Source organism: Bacteroides sp. OM05-10AA, from assembly GCF_003439055.1.
Taxonomy (GTDB): domain Bacteria; phylum Bacteroidota; class Bacteroidia; order Bacteroidales; family Bacteroidaceae; genus Bacteroides; species Bacteroides intestinigallinarum.
In genome coordinates this window covers 76,348-92,958 of sequence record NZ_QSUR01000003.1, presented here as the reverse complement: position 1 = coordinate 92,958, position 16,611 = coordinate 76,348, and the positions used below count along the sequence as shown (strand labels likewise).

At 42.3% G+C, this 16,611-nt stretch carries 14 protein-coding genes; 6 read left to right on the top strand and 8 right to left on the bottom strand.

Annotated features, from left to right (window positions below; genetic code table 11):
• Positions 1 to 6: 6 nt before the first annotated feature.
• On the bottom strand, positions 7 to 1,308 hold the full coding sequence (locus DXB58_RS03060; protein WP_195637176.1) for a TolC family protein: 1,302 nt from the start codon (positions 1,306 to 1,308) through the stop codon (positions 7 to 9).
• Between the two features lie 326 nt (positions 1,309 to 1,634).
• Between DXB58_RS03060 and DXB58_RS03055 the strand changes: the two genes are divergently transcribed.
• Genes DXB58_RS03055 through DXB58_RS03040 form a run of 4 tightly spaced genes read left to right on the top strand, consistent with a single transcriptional unit; the run spans position 1,635 to position 6,570 of the window.
• Entirely contained in the window at positions 1,635 to 2,999 is a 1,365-nt protein-coding gene (locus DXB58_RS03055; RefSeq protein WP_122135872.1) for a sigma-54 dependent transcriptional regulator, read from the top strand.
• Between the two features lie 5 nt (positions 3,000 to 3,004).
• Positions 3,005 to 4,258: a PAS domain-containing sensor histidine kinase gene (locus DXB58_RS03050; protein WP_122135871.1), complete on the top strand. Its 1,254-nt coding sequence runs from the start codon at positions 3,005 to 3,007 to the stop codon at positions 4,256 to 4,258.
• 57 nt (positions 4,259 to 4,315) lie between these two features.
• Complete coding sequence (locus DXB58_RS03045) at positions 4,316 to 5,341, top strand: AI-2E family transporter (RefSeq protein ID WP_004300618.1); 1,026 nt, start codon at positions 4,316 to 4,318, stop codon at positions 5,339 to 5,341.
• A 56-nt stretch (positions 5,342 to 5,397) separates the two neighbouring features.
• Complete coding sequence (locus DXB58_RS03040; protein WP_122135870.1) at positions 5,398 to 6,570, top strand: glycosyltransferase; 1,173 nt, start codon at positions 5,398 to 5,400, stop codon at positions 6,568 to 6,570.
• Positions 6,571 to 6,597: 27 nt separating this feature from the next.
• Here DXB58_RS03040 and rimI read toward each other — a convergent pair whose 3' ends face one another.
• From rimI to DXB58_RS03020, 4 genes are all read right to left on the bottom strand, one after another.
• Entirely contained in the window at positions 6,598 to 7,050 is a 453-nt protein-coding gene (gene rimI, locus DXB58_RS03035; RefSeq protein ID WP_199487890.1) for a ribosomal protein S18-alanine N-acetyltransferase, read from the bottom strand.
• 2 nt (positions 7,051 to 7,052) lie between these two features.
• The gene (locus DXB58_RS03030) at positions 7,053 to 8,519 is read right to left on the bottom strand and encodes a RimK family protein (protein WP_117933914.1); all 1,467 of its coding nucleotides are present in this window, start codon (positions 8,517 to 8,519) and stop codon (positions 7,053 to 7,055) included.
• A gap of 130 nt (positions 8,520 to 8,649) precedes the next feature.
• Positions 8,650 to 9,894, bottom strand: coding sequence for an ABC transporter permease (locus tag DXB58_RS03025; RefSeq protein ID WP_199487889.1), 1,245 nt, complete (start codon positions 9,892 to 9,894; stop codon positions 8,650 to 8,652).
• Between the two features lie 40 nt (positions 9,895 to 9,934).
• On the bottom strand, positions 9,935 to 11,134 hold the full coding sequence (locus DXB58_RS03020) for a pyridoxal phosphate-dependent aminotransferase (RefSeq protein ID WP_004300623.1): 1,200 nt from the start codon (positions 11,132 to 11,134) through the stop codon (positions 9,935 to 9,937).
• 180 nt (positions 11,135 to 11,314) lie between these two features.
• Here DXB58_RS03020 and DXB58_RS03015 point away from each other — a divergent pair, with 180 nt between their 5' ends.
• Positions 11,315 to 12,550 (top strand): fucose isomerase, encoded by a 1,236-nt coding sequence (locus tag DXB58_RS03015; RefSeq protein WP_117933916.1) that lies wholly within the window; start codon positions 11,315 to 11,317, stop codon positions 12,548 to 12,550.
• Between the two features lie 26 nt (positions 12,551 to 12,576).
• Entirely contained in the window at positions 12,577 to 12,792 is a 216-nt protein-coding gene (locus DXB58_RS03010) for a hypothetical protein (protein ID WP_117934138.1), read from the top strand.
• A gap of 106 nt (positions 12,793 to 12,898) precedes the next feature.
• Here DXB58_RS03010 and DXB58_RS03005 read toward each other — a convergent pair whose 3' ends face one another.
• The 3 genes from DXB58_RS03005 to DXB58_RS02995 all read right to left on the bottom strand — a co-directional run bounded on the left by DXB58_RS03005 (position 12,899) and on the right by DXB58_RS02995 (position 16,573).
• Positions 12,899 to 13,747 (bottom strand): histidinol-phosphatase, encoded by an 849-nt coding sequence (locus DXB58_RS03005; protein WP_117933918.1) that lies wholly within the window; start codon positions 13,745 to 13,747, stop codon positions 12,899 to 12,901.
• Positions 13,748 to 13,902: 155 nt separating this feature from the next.
• Positions 13,903 to 15,771: an ABC-F family ATP-binding cassette domain-containing protein gene (locus DXB58_RS03000; protein ID WP_117933920.1), complete on the bottom strand. Its 1,869-nt coding sequence runs from the start codon at positions 15,769 to 15,771 to the stop codon at positions 13,903 to 13,905.
• Position 15,772: 1 nt separating this feature from the next.
• On the bottom strand, positions 15,773 to 16,573 hold the full coding sequence (locus DXB58_RS02995; protein ID WP_117933922.1) for a DUF3805 domain-containing protein: 801 nt from the start codon (positions 16,571 to 16,573) through the stop codon (positions 15,773 to 15,775).
• Positions 16,574 to 16,611: the final 38 nt, after the last annotated feature.

Here is a 16,611-nt window from a genome sequence, read left to right as displayed (position 1 = left end):
AATGGTTTATAAAAAAGTTCCTTGTCGATAATATTTTTCTAGTTTCATCATCATTTCTATTTGCAAGCGTACACGAACCAGTTCTGCTTTGGCAGCAATAAACCGGTTACGGGCTTCCATCAGTTGAAAGACGGAAATCAATCCCTCTTCCCATTTCCGTTCGGATTCTTTCAGTACCAGTGTTTCAGCGTCAAGTTGTGATAATGCCTGCTGATGTTCACTATATCCGGTGTGAAGAGAAAGGAGTGTTTGCTCAATATCCGTATATAATTGTTGTTTTTCAAGTTCTTCTTCGTTTTTGAGCCGATACATATTCAATTTCAGCTTGCGCTGATTGGTCAGACGTTGCAAACCGCTTAGCAGGGGAAAGGAGATGCCAACACCCACATATTTTCCTATATTATCACGCAATTGCCTGGCCGAGAAAGCTGTATTATAATAATTGGAACCGACGGTGAAACGAGCAAAGACAGAGGGTGAGAAAGCTCCTCCCGCTATCGCATACTCTTTATGAGCTGCTTTTTGTTTCAAATCAATCATACGCATGGAGGGCAATATTTCGATAGATTGTGCGTATAGAGTTTCCACAGTCGAAACAGAATATGGTGGTAATTGGGATGCTGTAATCGTATCCAGAATAGCGAGTGTGTCGCCCGGCTGGATATTCATTAATTGTTTCAGATGCAATAAAGCGATCCGACTGCTATTTCCGCGCGACTGATAACGATAAATATCTCCCTCCCGGCGCGCTTTCACCTCCTGTAAATCGGAGGCTGATTTCAATCCCAGTTCCACGAAGACCTCTGTCTGTTTCAAATACCTTTCGCTCAACCGGCTTTGTTCCAAAGCAAGATCGAGCAATTTTCTCTCCAGAATCAGTTTGTAATAAGCATCCGTCACCTGATAGGCTAGTTCATTCTGTTTCTCTTTCAGCTCCCATTCACTACGTTCTTTGTTCATTTTCCGGAAACGCACCTGATTGATACGCGAAAAGCCTTCAAATAAGGAAAGTGTCATATCGAGTCCCACCGTTCCCTCTTCAAAAGATTCACTGGTATACCCATTGGTGTCAGGATCCAGCGAACGTCCGAATCGTTTGCCTGTTTCCGCATTAACCACTATGTGCGGCAGGAAAGCACCGACAGAAGCTATATAATCTGCTTTCGCTTCCTTTATGCCGATAACTCCGTTACGTACAGCCGGATTCTGTTTATAAGCCAAACGAATGCAATCGTCCAGACTCATAGCGGATTGGGCTAGCAAGAAAACCGGCACTGAAAGCAATAGTAGTAAAAGAAATCTTTTCATCCTTTATAATATATGATTGTGTGATAGCAGGATGATAAAAGCAAATGCAATGCCACTAATCATAAATAATTGATTATAAAACAAATAGAAATTACATAATTCTTCCACCGTCCAAAAATTAAACGCCCTAACGTCCAATAATTGGACATTACCGACGGAATCCCCCTATTTTACCCCGTTCTAACTCGTTCTGACTCATTCCAGCATAAACTTTGTATGAAAACGTCTAATTATTGGACACTCCCTTGCAAAGAAAATCAAAAACAGATACCTTTACCCGGAAACTTAAAAGGAACATTCAACGGACAGAGCCCCCAATCTTGCGTATGGAAACAGGAACGATTTTAATTGTAGACGACAATAAGAGTGTATTAGCCTCACTGGAGTTATTACTCGAGAATGTGTTCAGCACAGTCCGCACAGCCGCCAATCCTAATCAAATCACGACCATCTTATCTACCACTCCGATTGATATTGTAATTCTGGACATGAACTTTTCAGCAGGAATCAACAATGGTAACGAGGGACTGTACTGGCTGAAACATATCCATGAAATCCGCCCATCACTGCCTGTTATTATGCTAACCGCCTACGGTGATGTAGAATTAGCCGTTAAAGCACTGAAGAATGGTGCAACAGATTTTCTACTAAAACCATGGGATAACCACATACTGATACAGAAAATAAAGGAAGCCTATCAAAACAATCGTCCAACCCATCATAAAAACTCTCCTAAATCAGTCCAGAAAGTATCCGGTGATGAAAATCTGAATAAGTCGGAAATGTTAATCGGTCATTCCCCTGCAATGCTACAGCTAATTAAGGTAGTTACTAAAGTCGCCAAAACCGATGCCAATATCCTGATAACCGGAGAAAACGGAACAGGAAAAGAGATGTTAGCCAGGGAAATACATCGCTTATCTTCACGAAACACCCGTCAGTTACTTAGTGTCGATATGGGGGCTATCAGCGAATCGCTCTTTGAGAGTGAACTCTTCGGACACGAACGTGGAGCGTTTACCGATGCTTATGAAAGCCGTCCGGGTAAATTCGAAGCCGCCAATGGTGGTTCGCTTTTTATGGATGAAATCGGAAATCTCCCTCTTGCATTGCAGGCCAAACTACTGACTGTACTACAAAATCGAAATATCACCCGAATCGGAAGCAACAAAGTGATTCCCGTTGATATCCGACTCATCTCCGCCACCAACAAAGACATACCGGAGATGATTAAAGAAGGTTTGTTCCGCGAAGACTTGTTTTATCGCATCAATACCATCCATCTGGAAATTCCCCCTTTGAGAGAACGGGGAGATGATCTATTATTGTTCATCGATGCTTTTCTTCATCGCTTCGCTTCCAAATATCAACGACCGGAAATGCGAATGCATGAGCAAACGATTGAAAAGCTACGCTCCTATCATTGGCCGGGCAATATCCGGGAACTGCAACACACCATCGAAAAAGCGGTTATTTTATGCGAAAGCAACGTGATACGTCCTAAAGATATTCTGGTGAAACAGACTTGGAAACCACAGACAGTCCAAGCGGTGCCCAATCTGGAAGAAGTGGAACGGCAAGCCATCGAGACGGCCATCTTGCAAAATAATGGAAACCTGACTGCTGCGGCCGAACAACTTGGTATCAGCCGACAGACGCTCTACAATAAACTGAAACGATTTAAGCCCTAAGCCGTATGCTATTCAGCCGATATATATATTGGACCATATTAGGACATATCCTATTTATTCTTGCTACCGCAGGAACAGGTCTATGGCTCATTATTTCCCAACAAGGAGTGGTAATAGGGATATTACTGGTTATCTGCTCCTTGTTTCAGATTGGAAGATTAGTGAATAAGCTAAACTCTTTCAACCAAAAATTACGCCTTTTCTTCGATGCGATAGAAGACAAAGACAATATGCTCTATTTCCCTGAAAACAATGTCAGCCGGGAACAGGAAATGCTGAATCGTTCACTCAACCGTATCAATACCCTGCTCATCCGAACTCAAGCTGAATATTCAAAGCAGGAACATTTCTACCGTTCGCTATTGGAAGAAGTCCCTAGCGGTGTGTTGGCATGGGATTCTTCCGGAAAAATAATGATGGCCAACAGTGCCGCACTGACTTTATTGGGATGCCAGCAACTAGCCCAATACGACCAACTGAAACCTATCCTGCAGGAAAAAGAGAAGAAAGAACGACTTAGTCTGTCTCAAAACCAGATGAAATTACAGAACGAAACGATTACCATCTTATCTATCAAAGATATCAGTAATGAACTGAATGATAAAGAGAGTGAATCATGGAACAAACTAAGCCACGTGCTTACCCACGAAATCATGAACACCATTGCTCCCATCATCTCCCTGTCGCAAACATTATCCGCATATCCGGACAACAGCGAAAAAACACTTCGCGGACTTCATATCATCCAAGCACAAAGTGAACGCCTGCTGGAACTTACCGAATCTTTCCGTCGTCTTTCCTATCTGCCCCAACCGGAAAGGAAACGGTTTTCACTAACAGCCCTCCTGCAAAATCTGCAAGAACTCCTGTCTACCGATTTTCAGGAAAATCAGATTCATTTCACACTTACTTGTCAGCCGGAATTCATCGACATGGATGGAGACGAGAACCAGCTATCCCAAGTCCTGCTCAATCTCCTTAGAAACTCCATGCAGGCGTTAGACGGAAGAACGGACGGAGCAATCGAAATTTATGCATATCGGGACGAGCATATATCTATCGACATCACAGACAATGGTCCCGGTATCCCCGATGAACTGCAAGAAAAAGTATTCATTCCGTTCTTCACCACCAAATCCGAAGGAACCGGTATCGGGTTAAGTCTCTGCCGACAAATCATCCGTAACCACAACGGTCATTTGTCTATTTTGGAAAGCCGTCCCGGTAAAACAATTTTTCATATCGACATTTCACTGTAAAACAAACCTTTCACGGCCTTCGAGTGTTTATTATCATATAAACGAATTTTACACGATATGAGCACCAAAGAACAATACTGGAAATATTCCCTCATTGTCATCATCCTGTTTATGGGAGTCATCATCTTCCGCCAAATCACTCCTTTCCTGGGGGGATTGCTGGGAGCACTCACCATCTACATTCTTGTACGCGGACAGATGAATCATCTGGTAGAAAAACGAAAGCTGAAACGAAGCATCAGCGCACTGTTGATTACCGCAGAAACGATTTTCGTCTTTCTTATCCCTTTGGGATTGACAGTCTGGATGGTGGCAAACAAGTTACAGGATATCAATCTGGATCCACAGACCTATATTGCACCTATTCAACAGGTAGCAGAATTCATCAAAGAGAAAACAGGATACGATGTATTGGGAAAAGATACGCTGTCATTCATCATGTCCATACTTCCCCGTATCGGACAAATTATAATGGAAAGCATCAGCAGTCTTGCCATCAACCTGTTCGTCATGATCTTTGTGCTTTATTTCATGCTGATTGGAGGAAAAAAGATGGAAGCTTATGTCAATGACATTCTGCCATTTAATGAAACCAATACGCAGGAAGTCATTCACGAAATCAATATGATTGTCCGTTCCAATGCTATCGGTATTCCCTTACTGGCTATCATTCAAGGAGGCGTGGCTATGATAGGCTATCTGCTTTTCGGAGCACCCAACATACTGATGCTGGGATTCCTGACCTGCTTTGCAACCATCATTCCGATGGTAGGTACGGCATTGGTATGGTTTCCTGTAGCTGCTTATCTTGCCATCAGCGGAGACTGGTTCAACGCCATCGGGCTTTTTGGCTATGGAGCTATCGTCGTATCGCAATCGGACAACCTTATCCGGTTCATCCTTCAAAAGAAGATGGCGGATACACATCCGCTTATCACTATTTTCGGAGTAGTCATCGGCCTGCCGATATTCGGGTTTATGGGAGTCATCTTCGGTCCGTTGCTGCTTTCATTATTCTTTCTTTTTGTGGATATGTTCAAGAAAGAATATCTCGACTTGCGAAATAACCTCCCATCGAGATGACGGAACTACCGAAAAATTGTGTACTTTTGCGGCTGTAAAAACGACACTAAAATTTGATGGAAACATTTACATTCAATACTGTCGAACTGATTCTTTTATCGGCGGCAGGTATTCTTTTTATCATTCAGCTCATTTATTATTTCGGCCTGTACAATCGAATACATGTCCACAATAAGGCTGTAGGCAAAGAAGAGGCGCATTTCACACGAGAACTGCCTCCACTTTCCGTGATTCTCTGCGCACGCAATGAGGCTGAAAATCTTCGTAAAATTCTACCTGCCATTCTGGAACAGGACTATCCACAATTTGAAGTGATTGTCATCAATGATGCTTCCACAGATGATACCGAGGATATACTGGGAGTGATGGAAGAAAAATATCCTCATCTTTACCATAGTTTTACGCCCGAAAGTGCACGCTATATCAGTCATAAGAAACTGGCTCTGACGTTAGGCATCAAAGCCAGCAAACATGACTGGCTGGTATTTACGGAAACAAACTGTATGCCCGCCAGCAACCAATGGCTAAAACTGATGGCACGTAATTTCACACCGCAGACTCAAATTGTGTTGGGATATAGCGGATACGACCGCACAAAGGGGTGGTTGCACAAACGTACTGCATTCGATACTTTGTTCCAGTCTTTGCGCTATCTGGGATTCGCTTTAGCCGGAAAACCTTATATTGGTATCGGACGCAATCTGGCTTACCGAAAAGAACTATTCTTTCAACAGAAAGGTTTCTCCAAATACCTGAATCTGCAACGTGGAGAAGATGATTTATTCATTAATGAGCTAGCTACCTCCTCCAACACCCGTGTTGAAACAGACTTCAACGCTACCACACGAATACAGCCCGTATATCGCTACAAAGATTGGAAAGAAGAAAAGGTTAGTTATATGGCTACTGCCAGATTCTACCACGGAATACAGCGTTACCTACTGGGATTTGAGACATTTTCCCGTTTGTTATTCTATGCTGCCTGTATAGCAGGTATCATATTCGGAATTCTTAATTTCCACTGGCTGGTAGCAGGCATCGCATTCCTGATCTGGCTATTGCGCTTTACAATACAAGCTGTCGTTATCAACCGCACGGCCAAAGAAATGGGTGGAGGACGGAAATACTATTTCTCGTTACCTGTTTTCGACCTTATCCAACCTATACAGTCATTGAAATTCAAACTCTGCCGTTTCTTCCGGGGAAAAGGAGATTTCATGAGAAGATAAACCGGATTTCGTGAAAAGGCAGACTTATTATTGAATCAATCGCTGCATATAAATAGCATCCGAACCATCGTGATAATAGCATGGCTTTATTCCAGCAGGAATAAAGCCATTTTTCATATATAGTCCGATAGCGGAAGTATTGGTCACTTTCACTTCAAGCGTAATCTTTGTAGCCTTACATTCGCCGGCCGTCTGAATCGTCTGATCCATCAATATCTGCCCCAGTCCTCTTCCTCTATAATCCGGGTGAACAGCTATCGAATAGATTCTTAAATAGCGAGTTCCCCCATGAAATAACAGGGAGACATAAGCAACCACCCTATCCTCCTCCATCATCACATAGAAAGTTCCTTTCGAACGACTTATCAGATAGGCAAACTGCTCCCTTGAGAAACTATCTTCCTGAAAACACTCCCACTCTATTTCCAAAATAGCGGGAATGTCTGCCTGCTGTGCTTTACGGACGACTATCGGCTCCATAATCAATAATGTTTCGTTTCTAACACTTGTTCAAAGTGATTCAACAAACGGTAATACATTTCATCACCGATAATGGCATCTTCCAGTCCATGATCGATGCTCGGATTATCATTGATTTCAATTACATAAGCCTTATCATCCACCATTTTCAGATCGACTCCATACAACCCTTTTCCTATCAGATTGGCGGCCTTTACAGCTGTATCCAATACCACACGAGGCACCTGATAAATAGGAATCGTATCTACCAATCCACAACGGCTTCTGCCCGAATCATAGTGACAGTAAATCTGCCAGTGTCCTTTTGCCATATAATATTTGCAGGCATAGAGCGGTACACCGTTCAATAGACCGACACGCCAGTCAAATTCCGTTGGAGTAAATGCCTGTGCCAGCAAGATTGCCGATTTTTCAAACAGTATCTTCAAACTGGCTTGCAGTTCTTCTTCGTTCGACACCTTTTTCATACCAATGGAATAAGAACCATCCGGTATTTTCAGGATAAAGGGAGCGCCTACCTGTTCGCTTATCTGTTCGAACGAATGATGGTTGGATTGAAAAATCAATGTAGACTTGGGAGCAGGTATCTTTTCCTTCTCAAAAAGTTCTTTCAGATACACTTTGTTCGTGCACCGGATGATAGACAGCGGATCGTCAATAACAGCCATTCCGTTTTGTGCAGCCAACTGTGACAAATGGAATGTATAATGATTGAGCGACGTTGTAGTACGAATAAACAAGGCATCAAATTCGAGCAAACGGATAGCGTCATCTTCGGTAATCATCTCCACATGGATATTCATTTTCTTAGCCACCTCCGTCAATTTGTGCAAAGCGCCTTTATTGCTGGGAGGAAATTTCTCCTGTGGATCGACCAATACAGCGAGACTGTAACGAGAAGCCTTTGCCGACTTCGGTGCACGCCATATTTTCTTATTAAAGTTATCCAGCGTATTAGCAAAGAAATCCTGCTCTGCATCATTGAGCTGATTCAGGGGAAGAAAATGAATGCCCTCGATCTGATTTCTGGGATGAGTATTTAAAGCCACTCTTAACAATGGACAAGGGTAATTCTCGAAAATAAAACGCGCAATCCGTTCCAGACCTTTTTCCCGGCATTTGCCAAAGTAGATATTCAGGTACCAGATATCATCCTTGATGTCATTCTTCTGTATCCATTGATAGCAAAGGGCTTGCAGACTACGATCCATCCGCACCCCCGTTCCAGCCTCCATTTTGTTGATGATATCAACATCCGGAATGACTTTCTGTCCTCTCGTTTGGGCTAGCAGCGAACAGTAATACCCTTCAGAGTTATAGCTGTAATCATTGCTAAGATTAATAACTAACTTCCGGTCTTTTTCCACCGGCTTGTTTTTTAGATAGTCGGAAACAGTCAGGACACTACTTGTCTCATAATACGGTTTCCAGTCATCCAGATTATCCAACAGAATTAACACATTATTCATAATGGTTAAAAATTAAACCTACAAGAGGATATTAAGTAAATTGGGCGCAAATATAGACATATTATTCACTCCACATCACGCAATGGACCAAATTATTTTTGCAGTAAAAATCAGATAGGAAAAAAGAGGATTATTCGTATCTCATGGAGCTTGCCGGATTGATCTTAGTGATAAGAAATGAAGGACCAATCAGCATCAATACAGATGCAAACAAAGTGCCGAGATTAATCAAAACGAAAAGTAATACATGAAAGGAAACCGGAACAGTATCCACATAGTAAGTCTCCGGATCAAGTTTAAAAAGTCCGAACTGTGACTGAAGAATACAGAAAGTCAAACCAATGGCATTGCCCCAAAGCATTCCTTTACCAATCAAAAAGACTGCAAACCAAAGAAAGGTTCTACGAATCGTGAAATTGTTGGCTCCCAATGCTTTTAGAATACCAATCATATTGGTACGTTCGATGATGATTATCAACAGACCGGAAATCATAGTAAAACCGGCCACCCCTATCATCAGAAACAGGATGACCCATACATTCAAATCCAACAAGTCGAGCCAAGCGAAGATCTGCGGATTCAACTGTTCGATATTACGCACATAATACACACCGCCCAGTTTATCCATCTGGTTGTCTATATCGGTTGCGATTTCATACGTTATGTCCTCCAGTTTATCATAATCTTTCACCTGTAACTCTACACCGGTCACCTGTTCCGGTTGCCAGCCGTTCAATCGATTCACCAGATTAAGATCCGTCAATAAAAAGAGATTGTCGTATTCGGAAAAGTTCGTTTGATAAATTCCGGCAATTGTCAGACGTCGTGCACGGATATCGTCCTGTATATAATAGGTGTATATCTTATCTCCCAGTTTCAACTTCATCTTAGTGGCCAATGCCTTGGAAATAAGCACCTGATTGGAAGAAACAGAATCACTGAAAACAGGTATCTCACCTTCCACCAAATATTCCTTTATAAAATGAGGGTCAAATTCCGGACCTACGCCTTTTAATACCATTCCCTGAAAAGCATCCTCCGTCTTAATCATTCCCGGTTTGGTAGAAAAACGCTGTACATGGCTTATCTCCGGATAATTAGCAAGAGCAGTCATCATGCTGTCTCCTACCACAATCGGATGAGTTTCGTAAGAACTGACCGCATCCAGATTGGTAATCTGGATATGCGATCCGAACCCTATAACTTTATTTCTCACTTCACTTTTAAACCCGATGACTACCGCCACCGCAATAATCATTACAGCCAAACCAATAGCAATACCCGCCATGGCAATGAGGACCGCAGGACGTGAAACCTGCTTTCCGCCATCGCTTTCACGATAGATACGCCGGGCTATGAAAAGTGATAAAGACAATTTGTATAAATACTTAATACCTGATACTTAATACTTGAATTTATTCCGTTCTTCCCGGATACACTTCCAAAGCCTTCTGCAAGACAAAAAGAGCACGGGTTAAATCTTCTTTTTTCAATACGTAAGCAATACGAACCTCATTGATTCCAGAACCCGGAGTGGTATAGAAACCGGAAGCCGGAGCCATGAATACAGTCTGACCTTCATACTCAAAATCAGAAAGACACCATGCGCAGAACTTATCGGAGTCATCTACCGGAAGTTTAGCCACTGTATAGAAAGCTCCCATCGGAATGGGCGAATAAACGCCAGGAATACGGTTCAAACCGTCAATCAAACATTTACGACGTTCTACATACTCATCATACGTTTCACGTGAATATTCTTCCGGAGCATCCAAAGAAGCCTCTGCAGCAATCTGGCCAATCAACGGAGGACTCAAACGAGCCTGACAGAACTTCATGACAGCATCGCGTATCTCCTTGTTTTTGGTAATCAACGCACCAATGCGGATACCACATTCGGAATATCGTTTTGATACCGAATCAATCAGTACCACATTATTTTCAATACCTTCCAGATGGCAGGCAGAAATATAAGGAGAACCGGTATATATAAACTCACGATATACTTCATCAGAGAAAAGGAATAAATCGTACTTCTTTACCAAGTCACGAATCTGATTCATTTCACGACGTGTATATAAATAACCGGTAGGATTGTTTGGGTTACAAATAAGAATCGCTTTCGTACGCTCATTAATCAGTTCTTCAAACTTCTCTACTTTCGGAAGGGAAAAGCCTTCTTCAATGGTCGTAGCAATAGTGCGAATCTTTGCTCCGGCAGAGATTGCAAATGCCATATAGTTAGCGTATGCAGGTTCCGGAACGATAATTTCATCTCCCGGATTCAGGCAGGAAAGGAAGGAGAAAAGCACGGCTTCCGAACCTCCCGATGTAATGATTATATCGTCTGCTGTAAGATTAATATTAAATTTGGCATAATATCCCACTAATTTCTCGCGATAGCTACGATAACCGGCACTGGGGCTATATTCCAGCACTTTACGATCAATATTGCGTATCGCGTCAATCGCGGCCTGAGGAGTGGGCAGATCAGGCTGTCCGATGTTCAGGTGAAACACATGGACTCCGCGTTGCTTGGCAGCGTCTGCCAAAGGAGCCAGTTTTCTGATAGGAGATGCAGGCATCTCGTTTCCGCGAATGGATATGGTTGGCATAATTTTAACTACAAATTACTAATTACTATTTACTTTTTCTACTTGGAGCTGCAAATGTACGCAATAATTTGAATACAGAGACATAAAAACTTTAAAAACCTTAGCAAGGTTAAAATCGCTATGGTAAATTGAAAAGAAAGCTATACATTTGTCATACGGAAAACTTAAAACAATATCATAATGACCATACACCTTATCTCATTCGCTTCAATACTTCACAAACAAGTCTCGCTACGTAGCTCGCACGAAGCTATTTTGAGTGAGATTGAAAAATATTATACTGTAAAGTTCGTCGACTATCAAGATATGGACAAACTGAAAAGTGACGATTTCAAAATCATTTTCGTCGCTACCGGTGGGGTGGAAAGACTGGTCATACAGCACTTTGAGAATCTTCCCCGCCCTGCCATTTTACTGGCCGACGGTATGCAGAATTCTCTTGCTGCCGCACTGGAAATTTCCACCTGGTTACGGGGACGCGGAATGAAAAGTGAAATTCTGCACGGTGAATTACCAGCTATCATCTTACGTATCCATACACTTTATAATAATTTCCGTGCACAACGCTCCTTGTTCGGCAAACGTATCGGAGTTATCGGGACTCCTTCTTCCTGGTTAGTTGCCAGCAACGTGGACTACTTGTTGGCAAAACGTCGTTGGGGAATTGAATATGTAGATATTCCATTAGAACGGATTTATGAACAATTTAAACAAATCACGGATGACCAAGTCGGAGCATCATGCGCGGCTGTAGCATCGCAAGCTCTTGCCTGCCGCGAAGGAACTCCCGAAGATTTAATCAAAGCGATGCGATTATATCGGGCAATAAAAAAGGTCTGTCAGGAAGAAAATCTGGAAGCACTGACATTAAGCTGTTTTAAACTGATTGAACAAATTGACACTACCGGATGCGTGGCATTATCTTTATTGAATGATGACGGGATAATAGCAGGTTGTGAAGGAGACCTTCAATCTGTATTTACACTATTAGCAGTTAAAGCACTTACGGGTAAAGACGGATTTATGGCAAACCCGTCTATGATTAATTCCCGTACGAATGAGCTGATATTGGCACATTGCACCGTAGGTCTCAAACAAACGGAGAGATATATTATCCGTAATCATTTTGAAACAGAAAAAGGAATTGCCATACAAGGGTTACTTCCGACAGGGGATGTAACGATTATAAAATGTGGCGGTGAATGTCTGGATGAATATTACTTGTCTACAGGAACATTGACTGAAAACACCAATTATATTAATATGTGCCGTACACAAGTACGCATCCGCATGAATACTCCGGCCGAATACTTCTTAAAAAATCCACTGGGAAATCATCATATTATGCTTCATGGTAACTATGAAGATACGTTAAACGAGTTTTTCCAGGCAAATGCTTGCAAGAGGACGGAATAAAGGCATCTATAAAAAACGAAAGATTTATGATAGGAGAAATTTCATGTGCTATAAATAGAGTTGAAGAGCAAATAGAGCAGCTCTTTGACGAAAAAGAGGAGTTTATCATGGCCAATGAAGATGTGCTACCTAGAACTATGTATCTGAAGAAATTGGCTGAAATTGATTCACGAATAGACGAGCTAAAAAAGACATTGATTTCGTTGAATGAAGAGAAACAAGAGATCCTGGATATGGAATAACTTATCCTACATTCTTACGAACTTTCCCCCTAACTTCACTATGAACCGACATTCATAATGAACACTATCGCTTTGTTTTGATTATTTGTACCACTTCAATATTGCCTCATTCCTTTTCTCCTATAGGAATATCTTCCCATTTCCCCCCATGCCATTCTACCACCGAAGTAAAACCTGCTTTCTTTAAAGCGGCTAATCCTTCGAAGCGAGCATTATTTATTCTTTCAGGGTAGTGCGCATCACTATTCACCTGTACCCGAATACCCAATTCTTTCAGGAAAGGGAAATAACGTTCATTCGGATAGAATGTACCCAGCTCATGATAAGACTTGGTATTGATTTCCACCATATAACCACGTGCGGCAATCACCGCGAAGTAATCGCGGACCAACGTGTCATACCATGCTTCATCAAGCAAACCCGGACGATAACAGGAAGCGTTATAATGCATCTTGTCAGCATGACCGACAATATCAAATCCTCCCAGCTCTACCATACGGAGCAGATTCTTATAATACAGGTGGACAACAGAATCCAAGTCACCATCGAAATGCCTATCTACCAATTGACGGAAAAGATCTGCCGGGGTATCAATATCTACGATTTTCCCTTCTGGAGAATACAGCATATGCACAGAACCTATCCGGTAGTCAAGTGGTAGTTTTTGAAAACAAGGCAAAGAGGGATTGCTTTCTTCATTCAGGTAGTCAATTTCGAGACCGATGGCAAGCTCTATCTTACCTGCATATTTCTTTTTCAGACGAGAGAATTCGGAAAGGTAATCTTCCATTCTATCCCACTCCATCGTCCATGCGGTAGAAAATGGTAGTGGAGCATGAGAAGAAATGCCATAGGAAGTAAAACCTTCACTGATAGCAAAACGAACAAAATCGTCCATATTGGCTCGTCCGTCGCAATACAGGCAGTGGCTATGATAATTGGTTAGGTTTGTCATACTAGGCTATATTGTCTGGGGGTATATTATCATTATTTGGTTATCCGGGAATATAATAAACTATACTTGTGCCATCGAAGTGGCACAACTGTGCCAGCGTGTTGGCACTGCTATGCCAAAGAGGTGGCACAAAGGTGCCAATATAGTGGCACGAATCAGCCTTCTATTTCGCTAAGTTCCAACCAACGCATTGTCTTTTCGTCAATCATATCATTGACTTCGGGCAAACGTTTTGACTTTTCAGTCAGTTCATCAACGGAAAGTGTGCCGCTACAAAGAAGTTCCTCTATTTGTGTTTTTTCAGCTTCCAGTTCGGCGATTTCTTTTTCCAGTTGCTCGAATTCACGCTTTTCTTTAAAGCTCATCTTACGCTTGTCGTTCAGACGGACACGGGCGGTCTTTTCTTCCTGCGGCTTCTCTGCTTCTTTCTCTTTTTGTTCCTTTGCTTCTTTCCAGTCACGATAATCACTATAATTTCCGGGGAAGTCGCGAATATCTCCCTGTCCGTTGAATACCATCAGGTGATCTACTACTTTATCCATAAAGTAACGGTCATGGGAAACGACAATCACACAGCCTTTGAAGTTCTGGAGATATTCTTCGAGTACATTCAGCGTGATAATATCGAGGTCATTGGTAGGTTCGTCCAATACCAGGAAGTTAGGATTACGCATCAGGATGGTACAAAGGTAAAGACGGCGACGCTCTCCCCCACTCAATTTATAGACATAGCTATGCTGGGTTTCAGGAGTAAACAGGAAATGCTGCAGAAATTGAGAAGCGGTCAGTTTCTTTCCATTACCCAGTTCGATGACTTCGGCAATATCCTGTATCACATCAATCACTTTCATCTGTTCGTCAAACTGAAGTCCGTCCTGCGAATAATAACCGAAACGAACTGTTTCGCCAATATCCACTGTTCCACTATCAGGTTTGACTTGTCCCATCAATATCTTGATAAAAGTAGATTTTCCGGTTCCGTTATTTCCTACAATTCCCATCTTCTCATAACGAGAGAAGATATAAGAGAAATCATCCAGAATCTTCAGATCTCCGTAACTCTTGAAAAGATGGTCGGCTTCGAATATCTTACTTCCGATATACGAGGCTTTCACTTCCAGCTTTACATTATCGTTGTTGAAACGTTGCTTGGCTACCTTTTCCAGTTCGTAGAAAGCATCCTCCCGGTAACGTGCCTTATGTCCGCGTGCCTGCGGCATCCGGCGCATCCAATCAAGTTCCGTACGATAGAGATTATTGGCACGTTCTATTTCTACGCTCTTAGATTCGATACGCTCCTGGCGTTTTTCGAGGTAATAGCTGTAGTTACCTTTATATTGGTAGATTTGTTGATTGTCTATTTCGATAATCTCGGAACAAACACGGTCAAGGAAGTAACGGTCGTGAGTCACCATCAGCAAGCTAAGGTTGGTACGACGCAAGTAATCTTCCAACCATTCGGTCATATCCAAGTCCAGGTGGTTGGTCGGCTCATCAAGGATTAACAGATCCGGTTCGGTAATCAAAGCGTTTGCCAAAGCAACACGCTTCAACTGTCCGCCGGACAGTTGCTTCACTTTCTGATCGAAGTTACGGATTTTGAGTTGTGAAAGGATTTGCTTGGCTTTCTGTTCATATTCCCAAGCTTTCTCCTGATCCATACGTGCCAAGAGGTTTTCCAATCCCGGATGACCTTCGGTTTCCATGCAGCGTTCGTACTCCTTTATCAATTCCACCGTGCTGTTACCATGATGGAAACAGGCTTCGAGCACTGTCAGTTCTTCGGGATATTGCGGATCCTGTTCCAGGTAATCCACGCGAAGATCACGACGAAAAACAATATTACCGCTATCATAGCCTTCCTTTCCGGCAATGATATTTAGTAAGGTAGTCTTTCCACTACCGTTCTTTGCTATTAATCCTACACGCTGACCTTCGGCAATGCCCAAAGATACATTTTCAAAAAGAACCAAGTCACCGAAAGACTTGGTCAGGTTATCTATCTGTAAATAAGGTACTGCCATTTTAATCCAAACACTTCTTATATTCTTCTATCACATTGCAGGGCTCTCCCGCCTTTACTTTACTCCAAACGAGCTTCATCGGGTCGATGGTGCGATCTTTATATTGGAGAACAGGAGTTTCCCGGTTGCCGTCAATCAACGTTTTCCATTCCATGCCATCCACTTCATTTGCCAGAATTGCACAAACAGTGATACCAATAGCCAACCATTCCTCTTTCTTTTTCGAGCCAATCTTACCGCTATCAATCACTTGCTGAAGTTTCTCCAAGTCCTCTTCTATTCCTTGAAAATCCTTTTTCAGTTCCTGCTTCACGGTCGATACCACCCATTCATATCCCTCATTAATCAAATAAATTTCAGAAAGACGTACAGGAATCAATTCAGCAGGGTACTTTTGCGCTTCTTTACGTACCTCCAAAGTAGCGATTACATCTTCCGCCTCCTTCACAACTCCACCTTTAGGCACGGTGAAAGAACATTCAAAAGCAATATCGTCAACGCCTGTAATCCACAAATGGGAAGTATAATAAGTTCCCTCCTCCTGAAACATTTCTTTGCTATACGCACATTCCCACGTTCCGACTTTCACCAACGAAGCCGAATCGTTCTCTTTCAGTTCCTGCCGGATGGCATCTTTGCCATAACCAGCTTTTCCTTTAAATGCGGATATACGAAAATTCCCCGTCCATACATCGGGATTATAGAAAAGAAAAGAGCCTTCGCCATCTTCAAACTCATTCCAGTCTGATGGATAGTTCATAGAAAACCATGCTCCGGGAGAGATAAATTTCTTGCCTTGCATCCTTTTACTTTAAAATGATTACTTGGCAAAAGTACAAA

Excerpts from the sequence above, each read along its gene's own strand:
- DXB58_RS03060 (WP_195637176.1), bottom strand. The coding sequence starts at position 1,308 with ATGAAAAGATTTCTTTTACTACTATTGCTTTCAGTGCCGGTTTTCTTG.
- DXB58_RS03055 (WP_122135872.1), top strand. The coding sequence starts at position 1,635 with ATGGAAACAGGAACGATTTTAATTGTAGACGACAATAAGAGTGTATTA.
- DXB58_RS03050 (WP_122135871.1), top strand. The coding sequence starts at position 3,005 with ATGCTATTCAGCCGATATATATATTGGACCATATTAGGACATATCCTA.
- DXB58_RS03045 (WP_004300618.1), top strand. The coding sequence starts at position 4,316 with ATGAGCACCAAAGAACAATACTGGAAATATTCCCTCATTGTCATCATC.
- DXB58_RS03040 (WP_122135870.1), top strand. The coding sequence starts at position 5,398 with ATGGAAACATTTACATTCAATACTGTCGAACTGATTCTTTTATCGGCG.
- rimI (WP_199487890.1), bottom strand. The coding sequence starts at position 7,050 with ATGGAGCCGATAGTCGTCCGTAAAGCACAGCAGGCAGACATTCCCGCT.
- DXB58_RS03030 (WP_117933914.1), bottom strand. The coding sequence starts at position 8,519 with ATGAATAATGTGTTAATTCTGTTGGATAATCTGGATGACTGGAAACCG.
- DXB58_RS03020 (WP_004300623.1), bottom strand. The coding sequence starts at position 11,134 with ATGCCAACCATATCCATTCGCGGAAACGAGATGCCTGCATCTCCTATC.
- DXB58_RS03015 (WP_117933916.1), top strand. The coding sequence starts at position 11,315 with ATGACCATACACCTTATCTCATTCGCTTCAATACTTCACAAACAAGTC.
- DXB58_RS03010 (WP_117934138.1), top strand. The coding sequence starts at position 12,577 with ATGATAGGAGAAATTTCATGTGCTATAAATAGAGTTGAAGAGCAAATA.
- DXB58_RS03005 (WP_117933918.1), bottom strand. The coding sequence starts at position 13,747 with ATGACAAACCTAACCAATTATCATAGCCACTGCCTGTATTGCGACGGA.
- DXB58_RS03000 (WP_117933920.1), bottom strand. The coding sequence starts at position 15,771 with ATGGCAGTACCTTATTTACAGATAGATAACCTGACCAAGTCTTTCGGT.
- DXB58_RS02995 (WP_117933922.1), bottom strand. The coding sequence starts at position 16,573 with ATGCAAGGCAAGAAATTTATCTCTCCCGGAGCATGGTTTTCTATGAAC.